Raw genomic sequence first — 15,004 nt, 5'->3', positions numbered from 1 at the left:
GCACCTCACTCCAAGGAGAACGAGCATGAGTGCATCTCTGCGTAGCATCGACGGTCAGGACGAAGCCACCATTCTGCGTGAAATCCAGAGCGCCCTGCGCGACCTGCGTTTCGGTGCGGTGGAGATCACTGTGCACAACGCTCAGGTCGTACAGATCGAGCGCAAGGAGAAGTTCCGCCTGCAACAGCCTGGCAACAAGCCCGGCTGATCTGCGCCCAAACATTCAAAACTAGAAAAATGCCAATCGGGAGCTTCACCATGTCCATCCGCCGTTATGCGCTCGCCGCCCTGGCCAGTGCTGTTTTTGCCGGTTCCGCCATCGCCAAGGACTACGAACTGTTGAACGTGTCCTACGACCCGACCCGCGAGCTGTATCAGCAGTACAACGCCGAGTTCATCAAGCACTGGCAGCAGGCCCACCCGGGCGACAAGGTGAAGATCCAGCAGTCCCACGGTGGCTCGGGCAAGCAGGCCCGTGCGGTAATCGACGGCCTGCGTGCCGACGTGGTGACCCTGGCCCTGGCCGGTGACATCGACGAAGTCGCCAAGCTCGGCAAGACCCTGCCGGACAACTGGCAGACCCGCCTGCCGGATGCCAGCACCCCGTACACTTCGACCATCGTGTTCCTGGTGCGCAAGGGCAACCCGAAAGGCATCAAGGACTGGGGCGACCTGATCAAGAAGGACGTGTCGGTCATCACCCCCAACCCGAAAACCTCCGGCGGTGCACGCTGGAACTTCCTGGCTGCCTGGGCCTACGGCCTGAAGACCGGCGGTAGCGAAGACAAGGCAAAGGAATACGTGCAAGAGCTGTTCAAGCACGTACCGGTGCTGGATACCGGCGCCCGTGGCTCGACCATTACCTTCGTCAACAACGGCCAGGGCGACGTGCTGCTGGCCTGGGAAAACGAAGCCTTCCTGGCGCTGAAGGAAGACGGTGGCGCCGACAAGTTCGACATCGTCGTACCGTCGCTGTCGATCCTGGCCGAACCGCCAGTTGCCGTGGTGGACAAGAACGCCGAGAAGAAGGGCAATACCGATATTGCCACCGAATACCTCAAGCACCTGTACAGCCCGGCCGGGCAGAAGATTGCCGCCGAGAACTTCTACCGCCCGCGTGACGAGAAGGTTGCTGCCGAATTCGGCAAGCAGTTCCCGAAACTGGACCTGGTAACCATCGACAAGGACTTCGGTGGCTGGAAGACTGCACAACCAAAATTCTTCAATGATGGCGGTGTGTTCGACCAGATCTATCAGGCACAGTAAGGGCCACGGAAAAGCGGGGCCGCTTTGCGGCCCATCGCAGGCAAGCCAGCTCCCACAGGGATTGCGCAGACTTCAGGCCTGTGGTGATCCTGTGGGAGCTGGCTTGCCTGCGATGGGCTGCAAAGCAGCCCCAGAGATTCAGAATCCTGCACCGGCCCCGGATCGATACTGGGCCATGTGCATTCAAAGGGATACTTATGTCACGTCGCATCTCCCCCGTCATACCCGGCTTCGGGCTGACGCTGGGCTACACCTTGGTGTACCTCAGCCTGATCGTGCTGATACCGCTGGCGGCCATGTTCATCCATGCCTCGCAGCTCACCTTCGAACAGTTCTGGAACATCATCAGTGCGCCGCGGGTAATCGCCGCGCTCAAGCTGAGTTTCGGCACCGCGCTGTTCGCCGCCATCATCAACGGTGTGATCGGCACCCTGCTGGCCTGGGTGCTGGTGCGCTACACCTTCCCCGGGCGCAAGATCATCGATGCGATGATCGACCTGCCGTTCGCCTTGCCCACCGCCGTCGCCGGTATCGCCCTGACCGCCCTGTACGCGCCTGCCGGCTGGGTCGGCCAGTTCGCCACCGACCTGGGCTTCAAGATCGCCTACACCCCGCTGGGCATCACCCTGGCACTGACCTTCGTCACCTTGCCGTTCGTGGTGCGCACGGTGCAGCCGGTACTGGCCGACATCCCGCGTGAAGTGGAAGAGGCCGCTGCCTGCCTGGGCGCCAAGCCGTTGCAGGTGTTCCGCCACGTGCTGGCCCCGGCCCTGTTGCCGGCCTGGCTCACCGGCTTTGCCCTGGCCTTTGCCCGCGGTGTGGGTGAGTATGGTTCGGTGATCTTCATTGCCGGCAACATGCCGATGAAGACCGAGATCCTGCCGCTGCTGATCATGGTCAAGCTCGACCAGTACGACTACACCGGCGCGACTGCCATCGGCGTGCTGATGCTGGTGGTTTCCTTCATCCTGCTGCTGCTGATCAACCTGCTGCAGCGCCGCATCGAAACCCCTTGAAGGAGGCCGGCATGTCCAGTTCATCCCTGAGTGCAAGCGCGGCCGCCAACGCTGCCCGCCGTGGCAATGCTACTTCGCGGCGTATCCTGATCGGCCTTGGCTGGCTGGTGTTCGCCCTGTTCCTGCTGCTGCCACTGGTGATCGTGGTCTCGCAGGCGCTGAAGAACGGCTTCGGCACCTTCTTCGAGGCGATCTTCGAGCCCGATGCATTGTCGGCACTGAAGCTCACCTTGCTCGCCGTGGTCATTTCGGTGCCGCTGAACCTCGTGTTCGGCGTCAGTGCCGCTTGGTGCGTAAGCAAGTACACCTTCCGTGGCAAGAGTATCCTGGTCACCCTGATCGACCTGCCGTTCTCGGTGTCGCCGGTTATCGCCGGCCTGGTCTACGTGCTGATGTTTGGCGCGCAGGGGCTGTTCGGGCCCTGGCTGCAGGACCACGACATCCAGATCGTGTTCGCCCTGCCGGGCATCGTGCTGGCGACCATCTTTGTCACCGTGCCGTTCGTGGCCCGTGAGCTGATCCCGCTGATGCAGGAGCAGGGCACGCAAGAAGAGGAGGCCGCGCGCCTGCTCGGTGCCAATGGCTGGCAGATGTTCTGGCACGTGACCTTGCCCAACATCAAATGGGGCCTGATCTATGGCGTGGTGCTGTGTACTGCACGGGCCATGGGCGAGTTTGGCGCGGTGTCGGTGGTGTCTGGCCACATCCGTGGCGTGACCAACACCTTGCCGCTGCATGTGGAGATCCTCTACAACGAGTACAACCACGTCGCGGCCTTCAGCGTGGCCAGCCTGTTGCTGATCCTGGCGCTCTTCATCCTGCTGCTCAAGCAGTGGAGCGAGAACCGTATTAACCGCCTGCGCCACAGCGCCGCGGAGGAATGATTCATGTCGATCGAAGTTCGTAATGTCAGCAAGCGCTTCAACAGCTTCCAGGCCCTGAACAACATCAACCTGGACATCAACAGCGGCGAGCTGGTGGCCCTGCTGGGGCCGTCCGGCTGCGGCAAGACCACCCTGCTGCGTATCATTGCCGGCCTGGAAACCCCGGACCAGGGCAACATCGTGTTCCATGGCGAGGACGTGTCCGGCCATGACGTGCGCGACCGCAACGTCGGCTTCGTGTTCCAGCACTACGCACTGTTCCGCCACATGAGTGTGTTCGACAACGTCGCTTTCGGCTTGCGCATGAAGCCCAAGGGCGAGCGCCCGAGCGAAAGCAAGATTGCCGAGAAGGTGCATGAGCTGCTGAACATGGTGCAGCTGGACTGGTTGTCCGACCGTTACCCCGAGCAGTTGTCTGGGGGGCAGCGCCAGCGTATCGCCCTGGCCCGGGCACTGGCTGTGGAGCCCAAGGTATTGCTGCTGGACGAGCCGTTCGGTGCGCTGGATGCCAAGGTGCGTAAAGAACTGCGACGCTGGCTGGCGCGGTTGCACGAGGACATCAACCTGACGTCGGTGTTCGTTACCCACGACCAGGAAGAGGCCATGGAAGTGGCTGACCGCATCGTGGTGATGAACAAGGGCGTGATCGAGCAGATCGGCTCGCCGGGCGAGGTGTACGAGCAGCCGGCCAACGATTTCGTCTACCACTTCCTTGGTGACTCCAACCGCCTGGCCTTGAGCGAAGGGCGCCACGTGCTGTTCCGCCCGCACGAAGTGTCGCTGTCGCGGCATGAGACTGAAGGGCACCATGCGGCCGAGGTGCGTGATATTCGGCCGTTGGGTGCGACCACACGGGTGACCTTGAAGGTGGAAGGGCAGAGCGATCTGATCGAGGCTGAGGTGGTCAAGGACCATGACAGCCTGACCGGGTTGGCGCGAGGGGAGACGCTGTTCTTCCGGCCGAAGGTCTGGCAGAAGGTGGCGGATATCTGAGCCATGCTGATGAAAAGCCCGGGGTTGGTCCCGGGCTTTTTTATGCCTGTGAAATTGCCGGGGCTGCTTTGCAGCCCATCGCCGGCAAGCCAGCTCCCACATGGATCGCATCGACTGCGGGCCATGTGCAGTACCTGTGGGAGCTGGCTTGCCGGCGATCGAGGGCGCAGCCCTCGCGGCAATTTCATGCCTTACGCGAATATTTTGCATGCCCACAATGCATCGCCTTAAGGCCCCCAAGCCACAGCCCGCGAAATCCGCGGCCTTGGCATGACCCAGCAAAAACAATATTCACTTAAGTTCTAACCATAATTTTAAACATTACTTTAAGAGATAAGCCTCTGGCACCGATGATTCAGCCACACACCTGAATCGAGACCCCAGGAGTTTGATCAATGGGTAATGTCCAGTCGGCCGTCAGGGCCTACGACCAGCCATGGCGCCCGGCCCCGGGCGACCTGGTCGAGCTTGGACGCACGCTTCGCCTCCCGCTTGGCCAGCTGCGCCTGCAACGCACGCCCGTCAGCGGGCTCAAGCGCCGCGACAAGCTGGTGTTGGGCCTGCTGGTGCTGGCCCTGCATGGCGCTGCAGCGTACTGGGTTAGCCAGGCACCAACGCCTGAGCTGCCGGTAGTGCCACCGCAAGTGCCGCCCATGACCATCGAGTTCGCCGCACCTGCACCGCCTGTGGTCGAGCCGCCGCCACCAGCCCCCGCGCCGCCGGTAGTCGAGCCACCACCGCCGCCACCGGTAGTCGACGAGCTGGCCGCCAAGCCCAAACCCAAGCCAAAGCCTGTGCCTAAGCCTGTGGTCAAGCAAGCGCCCAAACCACAGCCAAAACCGGTCGAGGCACCGCCGCCAGCTCCGGTGGCCGCCCCGGCGCCGCCTGCACCGGCACCACCTGTGCCGGCCCCGATAACCCCGGCATCGGCCAACGCCGCGTACCTGAAGAACCCGGCGCCGGAATACCCGCAGATGGCCCAGCGCCGTGGTTGGGAGGGCACCGTGCTGTTGCGCGTAGAGGTGCTGCCCAGTGGCAAGCCAGGGCAGATCCAGATCCAGAAGAGCAGTGGCCGTGATGCCCTCGACGCTGCTGCGCTGGCCGCGGTCAAGCGCTGGAGCTTCGTCCCCGCCAAGCAGGGCGACGTGGCCCAGACCGGCTGGGTCAGCGTGCCGATTGATTTCAAGCTTCGCTAACTTTTTCGCAGAACACAGGAAGACATCATCATGAGCCTGCTGGCATCCCCCCTCGAATCCGTTGAAAGCGCAGTCATCTGGCTGCTGGTTGGTTTCTCTGTCGTCACCTGGGGCCTGGCCCTGATCAAGGTCGCGCAGTTCGTGCGGCTGAAGAATCAGGACAAGCGTTTCCACCAGCAGTTCTGGGCGGCCTCCAGCCTGGACTCGGCCGCCGAGCTCAGCCACGAGCTGCCCGGCCCGGCTGCCCGCGTTGCCCAGTCTGGCTACGCTGCCATTGCCGTTGGCGACACCCAGGCCAACGACCTGAGCCATGCCATCAACCACCAGGACCGCCTGGAACGCGCCCTGCGCCAGCAGATCGTGCGTGAGCGCCGCTCGCTGGAAACCGGCCTGGCGGTAGTGGCCAGTATCGGCAGCACCTCGCCCTTCATCGGCCTTTTCGGCACCGTGTGGGGCATCATGGAAGCGCTCAAGGGCATCAGCGCGGCCGGCTCTGCCAGCCTGGAAACCGTGGCTGGGCCAATCGGTGCGGCATTGGTGGCAACCGGTGTGGGTATTGCCGTCGCCGTGCCTGCGGTGCTGGTCTACAACTACTTCCTGCGCCGCCTCAAGCTGACCGCTGCCGACCTCGATGACTTCGCCCACGACTTTTATAGCCTGGCGCAGAAGAGTGCCTTCCGCGTGCTGGTGCACCCCGCTGTGCAAAAAGCCCAGGCCGGTTTCACCCAGCCGGTGAAGGAGGCGTCCTGATATGGCCTTTTCGACCCAGGACAGCGACGAAGTCCTCAGTGAAATCAACGTCACGCCGTTGGTGGATGTCATGCTGGTGCTGCTGGTGGTGTTCATTGTCACCGCGCCGCTGCTGACCAACGCCATCCCCATCAACCTGCCCAAGACCGAGGCCGTGGCCCCGGTGGAGCAGAAGGACCCACTGGTGGTGAGTATCGACGGTGAAGGCAAGCTGTTCATCAACAAGGACCAGATACAGCCCGACCTGCTGGAAACCAACCTCAAGGCCGCCAAGGACAAGGACGCAGACGTGCGCGTGCAGTTGCAGGCCGACGACGGCGTGAACTACGGCGAAGTGGCGCGGGCCATGGCAGCCATCGAACGTGCGGGGATCAGCAAGCTGGCGGTGATTACCGCGCGCTGATAACCGGCAACCCTCTTCAGGCAAGTGCTTATGGGCCACATCTCTTGGCAGGGGTTGGCCCTTTTTTTTGCTTTCGCGATCCCTGTGGGAGCGGGCGCGCCCGCGAACACCGGCAGAGCCGGTGCCATCCACCGCGTCGCCTGTTTCGCGGGCTCGCCCGCTCCCACAGGATTCGTGTTGGCATGTTTATTTGGTTATTAATAAATAGCTTCTTATTCCTTTACGAATATAACTCCCTCCCTATACTTGTCTCCAAGCACGCAAACTTACTGGAGGCGTCCCCATGCGCAATGAGTCAATTCGTTACCTGATTGTGCCGGGCTGGCAAGGATCGCCAGACAACCATTGGCAAAGTCATTGGCAGCGCACCCTGCCCAACAGTGCACGGGTCGAGCAGGCTGACTGGCTGACCCCGCAACGGCAGGACTGGGTGCAGGCGCTGGAGCAGGCAATTGCCGCCGAGCGCTCGCCGGTGATCCTGATTGCCCACAGCCTGGGCTGCATAACCGTCGCCCACTGGGCCGCGCAGGCCAGCCCGGCTTTGCTGCGACGCGTGCGTGGTGCGCTGTTGGTGGCACCAGCGGATGTCGAGCGGCCCACCTGCGCGCCTGCCTTGCGCAATTTTGCGCCGATCCCGACCGATGTATTGCCGTTCCCCAGCCAGGTGGTCAGCTCGGACAACGACCCGGCCGTGAACGTGCCACGGGCGCTGTACCTGGCCCAGGCATGGGGCGCCGAGGCAGGGCTGCTGAGCAATGCCGGGCACATCAACGTCAAGTCCGGCCATGAGCGCTGGGAACAAGGCTTTGCCTACCTGTACCGCTTGCAGAGCCGGGTTGAGCAGCGCGCACTGCGTCGCGCCTGACAGCCCTTGCTGTTTTCCGTTTACCTGACGCCCGGCCTGAGCAGGCCTGGGGCGGGAGTCCGTCATGACGTTTCAAAACCCGTTTGGCCAGCCGCTGCTGACCTTCCCCGAGCTGGACAAGAGCCCGCTGAGTATCCGCGCCAAGGCCTTGGTATTCATCGACCCGCGTTCGCAGCAGCTGCGTGAGGACCTTGAGCGCCTGGCGCCGCAACCCTTGCCCGTGCTGATCCGTGGCGAGACCGGCACCGGCAAGGAGTTGCTGGCCCGGCAAATCCACCGTGCCAGCGACCGTGGCGGGCTGTTCGTGTCGGTCAACTGCGCGGCCATCAGCCCCACTTACGCCGATGCCGAACTGTTCGGCTACAGCGCCGGCAGCCATGGCGGTACCGCCAGCAGCCGCGCCGGCTGGTTCGGTTCGGCCAACGGCGGCACGCTGTACCTGGACGAGATTGCCGACTTGCCGCTGGCCATCCAGGGCAAGCTGCTGGCAGCCCTGGAAAACCGCGAAGTCACCCGGGTGGGGGCACAGCAGCCACAGCCGGTGGATGTGCGGCTGGTGGCCGCGACCAGCATCGACTTGGCGCGGGTAGTAAAAGCGGGGCGCTTCAACGAACGCCTGTACCAGTACCTGCGTGAGGGTGCGCTTGAACTGCCGCCGCTGCGCGAGCGGCCAGGCGACATTCTGCCGCTGGCGGAGTACTTCGTGGGCATCTACAGCGTACGCCTGCAGCGGCCAGTGCCGCTGGTGAGCGAGGCGGCGCAGCAGGTGCTGGAAGCGCATTTCTGGCCTGGCAATACCCGCGAACTGGAGAACGTCATCCACTTTGCCTTGCTGGTAAACGATGGCGAAGAGATCCAGCCAGAAGACCTCGACTTGCTCAACACCGCGCGCTAGACATTGCTCATAAGCAAAGTGACTGATGGCAGTTTGTTTTTGGAATAAGCAACTAAGTAAAAGATATTGTTACGGAATAAAAAATCTAGGTATTGTCCGCCTCACGCCCGCTGGTGAACCGGTTGGGCACCCGATTCGCCATCGCCGATGGCCCAGATTCAGAACAAGGACCACCATGAAGAAGACCCTGCTGACCACTGCCCTGGCCGCTGCCCTGTCGTTCTCCGGCCTGGCCGCCGCTGCCGAGAAACTGGTGGTTGCCGCTACCCCGGTACCGCACGCCGAAATCCTTGAGCTGATCAAGCCGACCCTGGCCAAAGAAGGCGTGGACCTGCAGATCAAGGTCTTTACCGACTACGTGCAGCCGAACGTGCAGGTTGACCAGAAGCGCCTGGACGCCAACTACTTCCAGACCCTGCCGTACTTGAAGAGCTTCAACGAAGGCAAGGGCACTCACCTGGAAACCGTGATCGGTGTGCACGTCGAGCCGTTCGGTGGCTACTCGAAGAAGATCAAGAACCTGTCCGAGCTGAAGGAAGGCGCCACCGTTGCCATCCCTAACGAAGGCAGCAACAGCGGCCGCGCCCTGATCCTGCTGCAGAAGGCTGGCCTGATCACCCTGAAAGATCCGAAAAATGCTCTGGCCACCCCCAAGGACATCGCCGAGAACCCGAAAAAGCTGAAGTTCCGCGAGCTTGAATCGGCCATGCTGCCGCGTGTGCTGGACCAGGTCGACCTGGACATGATCAACACCAACTACGCCCTGGAAGCCGGCCTGAACCCGGCCAAGGACGCGCTGGTGATCGAAGGTGCCGACTCGCCGTACGTGAACTTCCTGGTTGCCCGCCCGGACAACAAGGACAGCGAGGCCATCCAGAAACTGGCCAAGGCCCTGACCAGCCCGGAAGTTAAAGAATTCATCGCCAAGAAGTACCAGGGTGCGGTGCTGCCGGCGTTCTGATGCGCTTGTAGATTTTTGCGTAACCAAACGCCGACACCCTTGTGTCGGCGTTTTTGTTTCTGGGGCCGCCAATACCTGTGGGAGCGGGCATGCCCGCGAACACCGGCGTAGCCGGTGCCATGCACCGCAGCGCTTGCTTCGCGGGCACGCCCGCTCCCACAGGGTCGGTGATATGCATATGCAATAAAGGTATTTATTAAAAAGTTTTTAGATCATTAGAGTCTAGTTATTGTGCCCACGCGCACCCTGCAGACTTGCTCTACCCATGACCCTCGACACCGCATTCATCCTCAGCACGCTACCCGCCTTCCTCAAGGCCGTGGGCGTGACCTTGCAGGTCGGCCTGATCGCCATCGCCACATCCCTGCTGGTAGCCCTGGTCAACGCCACCCTGCTGGTGCTGCGCACCCCCTACCTGTGGCGCTTGGTCAAAGCCTACGTGGAGCTGGCACGCAACACGCCACTGCTGATCCAGCTGTTTTTCGTCTACTTCGCATTACCCAGCCTAGGCCTGAAGATCTCCGGCTTCAGCGCAGCCATCATCACCATGACCTTCATGGGCGGTGCCTACCTAACCGAGGTGTTGCGGGCTGGCATCGAGGCAGTGCCGCGTGCCCAGCTTGAGTCCGGGCGCTCCATCGGCTTGTCCGAGGGCCAGTTGCTGCGCCATGTGCTGCTGCCCCAGGCCGGCATCCTCAGCTTGCCGGCGCTGTTTGCCAACTTCATCTTCCTGCTCAAGGAAACCACCGTGGTGTCGGCGGTGGCCGTGCCGGAAATTCTCTACACCACCAAGAACTACATCGCGCTGTACTACAAAACCTACGAAATGCTCACCGTGCTGACCTTGCTCTGCGTGTTGCTGTTCCTGCCGCTTTCGTTGCTGCTGCGCTATGTGGAAAGGAGGCTGCAACATGGCCAGTTCGGGGTTTGAATTGTTGCTGCAGGCCTTGCCGCAGCTGGCCGGCGGCGCTGCACAGACCTTGGCCATCTCGGCGCTGGGGATTCTGTTCGCGACGCTGGGTGGGGTGCTGTACGGCGTGCTGGCAACACTGGGTAACCGTGCCCTGAACATTGCCTTGCAGATTTACCTGGAGCTGTTCCGCGCCATCCCGGTACTGGTCTGGCTGTACCTGGTGTTCTTCGGCCTGCCGATTTTCTTTGCCCTGAGCATCCCCAGCTTCTGGTGCGCCGTGCTGGTACTGGCCCTGTGGGGCGCCAGCGAGGTGGGCGAGGTGGTGCGCGGTGCATTGGCTTCGCTGCCGCGTGGGCAGCGCGAGGCGGGGCTGTCGATTGGCCTGGCCGGCTGGCAGTTGTATGGCTACGTACTGCTGCCGCAGGCGCTCAAGCGCATGACCCCGCCGACCATCAACATCTACACGCGGATCATCAAGACCAGCTCGCTGGCGGTGCTGATCGGCGTGGTAGAGGTGATCAAGGCTGGCCAGCAGATCATCGAGCGCACCTACGAGTCAGTGCTGATCTACGGCGCCCTGTTCCTGTTCTTTTTCATTGTCTGTTATCCGCTTTCCGCCGCTTCGCGCGTGCTGGAACGCCGCTGGGCCCACTCATGAGCGCATTGATCGAATTCCAGGGTTTCAACAAGTTTTTCGGCGAGCACCAGGTGCTCAAGGACGTCGACCTGAAGGTGGCGGCCGGCGAAGTGGTGGTCATCCTCGGCCCCAGCGGTTGCGGCAAAAGCACGCTGTTGCGCTGCCTGAATGGCCTGGAGCAGGCCCACAGCGGCCACCTGCTGCTGGCCGGGGAAGAGCTGCTCGACCCGCGCACCGACTGGCGCGCCATTCGCCAGCGGGTGGGCATGGTGTTCCAGAGCTATCACCTGTTCGGCCACATGAGCGTGATCGACAACCTGTTGCTGGGCCCATTGAAAGTGCAAAAACGCGCGCGGGCCGAAGCGCAGGCCCAGGCCGAGGCGCTGCTGGCGCGGGTGGGCCTGCTGGACAAGCGCGATGCCTTCCCCCGGCAGCTGTCCGGGGGCCAGCAACAGCGCATCGCCATTGTCCGCTCGCTGTGCATGAACCCCGAAGTGATGCTGTTCGACGAGGTGACCGCAGCCCTTGACCCGGAAATGGTCAAGGAGGTGCTGCAGGTGATCCAGGGCCTGGCCCGCGACGGCATGACCTTGCTCATCGTTACTCACGAAATGGCCTTCGCTCGCGCGGTGGCCGACCGCATCGTGTTCATGGAGGCCGGCAGGATCCTTGAACAGGGCGACCCCGAGAGCTTCTTCACCCGACCGCAGACCGCACGCGCGCAGCAGTTCCTGGAGAAATTCTCCTTCGTAGAAAGCCTGCCAAAGACACTGCACAAGGAACTGTCATGAAAACTGCCAACCTCACCAAACTGCTGGCGCCGTTGTTCGGCCTGGCCCTGCTGGCCGGCTGCAACAAGGCCGAGGAGCCACCCAAGCCTGCGGCCGCATCGCCGGCCACCAGTTACCTGGAAACCATCAAGGCCCGCGACAAGCTGATTGTCGGCGTGTTCACCGACAAGCCGCCGTTTGGCTTCGTCGATGAAAAGGGCCGCTACGTAGGCTTTGACACCGACATTGGCCGGCGCCTGGCCAAGAACCTGCTGGGTGATGAAAACAAGGTCGAGTTCGTTGCCGTGGAGCCTGCCAGCCGTATTCCGTTCCTGCAGAGCGACAAGGTCGACTTGATCCTTGCCAACATGACCGTGACCCCGGAGCGCAAGGAAGCGGTGGACTTCACCAACCCCAACCTGCGCGTTGCCGTGCAGGCCATCGTCGCTGATGGCAGCCCGGTACAGAAACTGGATGACCTGGCCGACAAGACCATCATCGTTACCACCGGCACCACGGCTGACATCTGGCTGACCAAAAACCACCCGGAGTGGAAGCTGCTCAAGTTCGAGAAGAACAGCGAGTCGCTGCAAGCCCTGGCTACCGGACGTGGCGATGCCTATGCGCAGGACAACCTGATCCTGTTCAGCTGGGCCAAGCAGAACCCGGGCTACCGCGTGCTGCCGCAGTTGCTGGGTGATGAGGCACCGATTGCGCCGGCGGTGAAGAAGGGCAATACCGAACTGCGTGACTGGGTGAACGCCGAACTGGCCAAGCTGGGTGAGGAGAAGTTCCTGCTCAAACTGTATGACCAGTATGTGCGCAAGGAACTGAGCGATGACACCAAGCCGGAAAGCGTGATCGTCGAAGGAGGCAAGTGGCAGGGATAAAATTTGAATGGGGCCGCTTTGCGGCCCATCGCCGGCAAGCCAGCTCCCACAGGAACTTCACAGGTCTTCAGGCCTGCACCGGACCTGTGGGAGCTGGCTTGCCGGCGATGGGCTGCGCAGCAGCCCTCTGGGTCACTCGCCGGGTACTAATCGCAAGGTACTCTGCGCCGGTATCACCCCCATCTGTGCCCGCTGATACTGCCCCTGCACATACCCCTCGGCCTGGTCTGCATAGTGCCGGTCGAACGGTACGCCACTCTGCCCAACCGGGTTGCTGGTCAGTGCCTGCCCGGCATCGGCAAAGTCGATCAGCCGCCGCGTAGATGGCCCATAGGTCACCGGCCAAGGTGCCGGGCCGATCTTCGCCGACAGGTTGTTCGGCACCTCGTGGGTACCAGGCGCGGCAAACGGGCCAACGTTGAACAGCAGGTTAAGCGGCTTTTTCACACCCAGTGGATGGTTGTGTGTCAGGGTGTGCGCCTTGCCCCACTGCCAGCTGGCCGGGTCGCTGCCCAGGGTGTCGCGCAGGTGCTTCAGGCTGGCCTGCCACGCCGTGCGCACCACCTCCGTTCGGCCAGTGCGCTGGTTGCCACCCCGGGTGTTCCACCAGGGCGAATCGGCATCCGCCGCCAGGCGGGGCAAGGCGGCGTCGATGGCGCGGGTGCTGATCAGTACCGGGAACCAGGTGTCGCCCAGTTCGTCATGCAGGGCCGCGAAGGCCAGCTCGAACAGGAACTGGTTGAACAGCGTGGCGCTGGTCGAGTCCAGCGGGTAGTCGCCGCGCCAGGCGGCCAGTTGCTCTACCAGTTCCTTCTCTTCGTCACCTTCGGCCACCGAGCGCAGGGTTGCCAGTAGCGGTGCAAGGGTGCGCGGGCCGTGGTCACTGGCGGTGTCCAGTTGCAAGGCCTGGCTGTTCTGCGTATCCCATTTCACCTCAGGGTTGGCCAGCTGGCGGTCGAGCTGGCGGCCACGGTCGGGCAGGTTGTAGTAGCCCGGTATTGGCACCGCTGCCGGCGGCTGGTAGTTGGCCGAGACGATATAGCCACGCGCGGGGTTCTCTTGCTGCGGGTTGACGCTGAAGGGGTAGAAGCCGCGCTTGTCGGCTTGCGTGCTGGCGCCGTCGAGGATGAACGCCGGGTCGACGCCATCAGGGCGGATGGGGAGCTGGGCCGCGGCCCACCAGCCGATATCGCCCCGGGCATTAGCCCAGACAAAGTTCAGCCCCGGCGCATGGACCTTGGCCGCAGCTTCGCGCATCTTGCCCAAGGTGTCGGCGCGGTTAAGCTGATAGAAGCCTTCGAGGATCGGGTTTTCTGTTTCCAGAAACGCCCACCACATGGCGATGGGCGTAGGCCCGGCCGTGGCGCCGAGCACGTCGTTGACGATCGGGCCGTGAGGGGAACGGCGCAGGCTGAGGGTGACCGGTGCTTCGCCTTTGACCGCGATCTGCTGTTCGGTCTTCTCCAGCGCCTGCCATTTGCCGTCGACCATGACCTGGTTGGCATCGGCCGGGTTGGTGCGCTCGGCAACCAGATCTACATCGTCGTTCTGGAACATGGTCAGGCTCCAGCCGAAGTCGCGGTTGTGGCCGAGCAGGGCAAACGGATTCAGCGCCTGGAAGTAGCCATACAGGTTGAAGCCGGGCGCCGATAGTTCGGCTTCGTACCACACTGCAGGCACCGCGAAGCTGATGTGCGGGTCGCCGGCCAGCAGCGGCTTGCCACTGCGGGTATGGCTGCCTGAAATGGCCCAGGCGTTGCTGCCTTCGAACTGTGGGATGCCGGCTTCGCCCAGCGCTTCATGGCTGAGGCGGGCGAGGGCTTCCAGGCTTTGCCAGTCGGCAGCGGCCAGTGGCGTACCCAGCGCCCCCTCGGGCTGCCAGCCGAGGTCGAAGATGGCCAGGTAATCGGGGCCAAGCTGGTCGCGGATGTAGGTGAGCGCAGGTTCTGTGCGGAACGCGGCGGCAAAACTGTAGGCAAGGTAGCCGGCGATGCTCAGGGTGTCCTCGGCGGTGAACGGGCGTGGGGTAATGCCGAGCAGGTCGAATTCCACGGGTTCGGGGTGGCTGGCCTGCCAGTTGTTGACCCCGTCGAGGTAGGCTTGCAGGGCCTGCCAGGCCGGCGACTGCGGGTCCTGCCGGCTGGCCATCAGCGCGGCCTGTTCGCGAATGCGCAGGCTGCGGAACAGGGTGTCGGTGGGCAGCAGCTTGTCGCCCAGCACCTCGGCCAGCTCACCACGGGCCAGGCGGCGCATGATTTCCATCTGGAACAGCCGGTCCTGGGCATGCACGTAGCCCAGGGCGCGGTACAGGTCTGGCTCGTTCTGCGCTTGCAGGTGCGGCACGCCGCGGGCGTCGTAGCGCACGCTGACCGGCGCCTGCAGGCCGGCCATGGCCACCTCGCCCTCGCGCTGCGGCAGCTTGCCCTGCACGTACCAGTAACCGGCGCCGGCGGCCGCGGCAACCACCACGGCCAACAGGGTCAGGCTGCGTTTCATGCAGACTCCTTGTGCGTCAAAGCAGAAAATGTGGTCCGATCATCGGCGGATTCGCGAACAGAGCATAGC

16 protein-coding genes are annotated in these 15,004 nt (G+C 62.9%); 15 read left to right on the top strand and 1 reads right to left on the bottom strand.

Features of this window, described 5'->3' with window-relative positions:
* The first annotated feature begins 25 nt into the window (after positions 1-25).
* From oscA to ACFY9W_RS12600, 15 genes are all read left to right on the top strand, one after another.
* The gene (oscA, locus tag ACFY9W_RS12670; protein WP_003248957.1) at positions 26-208 is read left to right on the top strand and encodes a sulfur starvation response protein OscA; all 183 of its coding nucleotides are present in this window, start codon (positions 26-28) and stop codon (positions 206-208) included.
* A gap of 50 nt (positions 209-258) precedes the next feature.
* On the top strand, positions 259-1,266 hold the full coding sequence (locus ACFY9W_RS12665; RefSeq protein WP_391130536.1) for a sulfate ABC transporter substrate-binding protein: 1,008 nt from the start codon (positions 259-261) through the stop codon (positions 1,264-1,266).
* 197 nt (positions 1,267-1,463) lie between these two features.
* Positions 1,464-2,282 carry a sulfate ABC transporter permease subunit CysT gene (gene cysT / locus ACFY9W_RS12660; RefSeq protein ID WP_145191084.1) on the top strand — a complete coding sequence of 273 codons (819 nt, stop codon included), beginning with the start codon at positions 1,464-1,466 and terminating at the stop codon, positions 2,280-2,282.
* 11 nt (positions 2,283-2,293) lie between these two features.
* Positions 2,294-3,166 carry a sulfate ABC transporter permease subunit CysW gene (gene cysW, locus ACFY9W_RS12655; RefSeq protein WP_060498120.1) on the top strand — a complete coding sequence of 291 codons (873 nt, stop codon included), beginning with the start codon at positions 2,294-2,296 and terminating at the stop codon, positions 3,164-3,166.
* A gap of 3 nt (positions 3,167-3,169) precedes the next feature.
* Positions 3,170-4,159 carry a TOBE-like domain-containing protein gene (locus ACFY9W_RS12650; protein ID WP_391130532.1) on the top strand — a complete coding sequence of 330 codons (990 nt, stop codon included), beginning with the start codon at positions 3,170-3,172 and terminating at the stop codon, positions 4,157-4,159.
* A 395-nt stretch (positions 4,160-4,554) separates the two neighbouring features.
* Positions 4,555-5,355, top strand: coding sequence for a TonB family protein (locus tag ACFY9W_RS12645; RefSeq protein ID WP_391130529.1), 801 nt, complete (start codon positions 4,555-4,557; stop codon positions 5,353-5,355).
* 30 nt (positions 5,356-5,385) lie between these two features.
* Positions 5,386-6,105, top strand: a complete 720-nt coding sequence (locus tag ACFY9W_RS12640) for a MotA/TolQ/ExbB proton channel family protein (RefSeq protein ID WP_391130526.1) — start codon at positions 5,386-5,388, stop codon at positions 6,103-6,105.
* A 1-nt stretch (position 6,106) separates the two neighbouring features.
* On the top strand, positions 6,107-6,508 hold the full coding sequence (locus tag ACFY9W_RS12635) for a biopolymer transporter ExbD (protein ID WP_012274719.1): 402 nt from the start codon (positions 6,107-6,109) through the stop codon (positions 6,506-6,508).
* 283 nt (positions 6,509-6,791) lie between these two features.
* Entirely contained in the window at positions 6,792-7,373 is a 582-nt protein-coding gene (locus ACFY9W_RS12630) for an alpha/beta hydrolase (RefSeq protein ID WP_391130523.1), read from the top strand.
* 64 nt (positions 7,374-7,437) lie between these two features.
* A complete protein-coding gene (locus tag ACFY9W_RS12625; protein WP_391130520.1) occupies positions 7,438-8,268 on the top strand; it encodes a sigma 54-interacting transcriptional regulator in 831 nt (276 codons plus the stop codon).
* 175 nt (positions 8,269-8,443) lie between these two features.
* Positions 8,444-9,229 carry a MetQ/NlpA family ABC transporter substrate-binding protein gene (locus ACFY9W_RS12620; protein ID WP_016502129.1) on the top strand — a complete coding sequence of 262 codons (786 nt, stop codon included), beginning with the start codon at positions 8,444-8,446 and terminating at the stop codon, positions 9,227-9,229.
* A 265-nt stretch (positions 9,230-9,494) separates the two neighbouring features.
* Positions 9,495-10,160 carry an ABC transporter permease subunit gene (locus tag ACFY9W_RS12615; protein WP_391130516.1) on the top strand — a complete coding sequence of 222 codons (666 nt, stop codon included), beginning with the start codon at positions 9,495-9,497 and terminating at the stop codon, positions 10,158-10,160.
* Positions 10,141-10,800, top strand: coding sequence for an ABC transporter permease subunit (locus ACFY9W_RS12610; protein ID WP_391130513.1), 660 nt, complete (start codon positions 10,141-10,143; stop codon positions 10,798-10,800). The genes ACFY9W_RS12615 and ACFY9W_RS12610 overlap by 20 nt, the downstream gene beginning before the upstream one ends.
* Positions 10,797-11,570 (top strand): ATP-binding cassette domain-containing protein, encoded by a 774-nt coding sequence (locus ACFY9W_RS12605; RefSeq protein ID WP_391130510.1) that lies wholly within the window; start codon positions 10,797-10,799, stop codon positions 11,568-11,570. Before ACFY9W_RS12610 ends, ACFY9W_RS12605 begins: the two co-directional genes overlap by 4 nt.
* On the top strand, positions 11,567-12,439 hold the full coding sequence (locus ACFY9W_RS12600) for a transporter substrate-binding domain-containing protein (RefSeq protein ID WP_391130507.1): 873 nt from the start codon (positions 11,567-11,569) through the stop codon (positions 12,437-12,439). Before ACFY9W_RS12605 ends, ACFY9W_RS12600 begins: the two co-directional genes overlap by 4 nt.
* A gap of 132 nt (positions 12,440-12,571) precedes the next feature.
* Here the strand turns inward: ACFY9W_RS12600 and ACFY9W_RS12595 are convergent, their stop codons facing one another.
* Complete coding sequence (locus ACFY9W_RS12595) at positions 12,572-14,935, bottom strand: penicillin acylase family protein (RefSeq protein WP_391130504.1); 2,364 nt, start codon at positions 14,933-14,935, stop codon at positions 12,572-12,574.
* Positions 14,936-15,004 lie beyond the last annotated feature (69 nt).

Source organism: Pseudomonas sp. NPDC008258 (assembly GCF_042956345.1).
Lineage (GTDB): Bacteria > Pseudomonadota > Gammaproteobacteria > Pseudomonadales > Pseudomonadaceae > Aquipseudomonas.
The sequence above is the reverse complement of the archived record's forward strand: the minus strand, read 5'-3'. Positions and strand labels throughout refer to the sequence as shown.

Coding starts and splice junctions, on each gene's coding strand:
- ACFY9W_RS12625 (WP_391130520.1), top strand. CDS start 7,438: ATGACGTTTCAAAACCCGTTTGGCCAGCCGCTGCTGACCTTCCCCGAG.
- ACFY9W_RS12595 (WP_391130504.1), bottom strand. CDS start 14,935: ATGAAACGCAGCCTGACCCTGTTGGCCGTGGTGGTTGCCGCGGCCGCC.
- ACFY9W_RS12650 (WP_391130532.1), top strand. CDS start 3,170: ATGTCGATCGAAGTTCGTAATGTCAGCAAGCGCTTCAACAGCTTCCAG.
- ACFY9W_RS12640 (WP_391130526.1), top strand. CDS start 5,386: ATGAGCCTGCTGGCATCCCCCCTCGAATCCGTTGAAAGCGCAGTCATC.
- ACFY9W_RS12610 (WP_391130513.1), top strand. CDS start 10,141: ATGGCCAGTTCGGGGTTTGAATTGTTGCTGCAGGCCTTGCCGCAGCTG.
- ACFY9W_RS12600 (WP_391130507.1), top strand. CDS start 11,567: ATGAAAACTGCCAACCTCACCAAACTGCTGGCGCCGTTGTTCGGCCTG.
- cysW (WP_060498120.1), top strand. CDS start 2,294: ATGTCCAGTTCATCCCTGAGTGCAAGCGCGGCCGCCAACGCTGCCCGC.
- ACFY9W_RS12605 (WP_391130510.1), top strand. CDS start 10,797: ATGAGCGCATTGATCGAATTCCAGGGTTTCAACAAGTTTTTCGGCGAG.
- oscA (WP_003248957.1), top strand. CDS start 26: ATGAGTGCATCTCTGCGTAGCATCGACGGTCAGGACGAAGCCACCATT.
- ACFY9W_RS12630 (WP_391130523.1), top strand. CDS start 6,792: ATGCGCAATGAGTCAATTCGTTACCTGATTGTGCCGGGCTGGCAAGGA.
- ACFY9W_RS12665 (WP_391130536.1), top strand. CDS start 259: ATGTCCATCCGCCGTTATGCGCTCGCCGCCCTGGCCAGTGCTGTTTTT.
- ACFY9W_RS12615 (WP_391130516.1), top strand. CDS start 9,495: ATGACCCTCGACACCGCATTCATCCTCAGCACGCTACCCGCCTTCCTC.
- cysT (WP_145191084.1), top strand. CDS start 1,464: ATGTCACGTCGCATCTCCCCCGTCATACCCGGCTTCGGGCTGACGCTG.
- ACFY9W_RS12635 (WP_012274719.1), top strand. CDS start 6,107: ATGGCCTTTTCGACCCAGGACAGCGACGAAGTCCTCAGTGAAATCAAC.
- ACFY9W_RS12645 (WP_391130529.1), top strand. CDS start 4,555: ATGGGTAATGTCCAGTCGGCCGTCAGGGCCTACGACCAGCCATGGCGC.
- ACFY9W_RS12620 (WP_016502129.1), top strand. CDS start 8,444: ATGAAGAAGACCCTGCTGACCACTGCCCTGGCCGCTGCCCTGTCGTTC.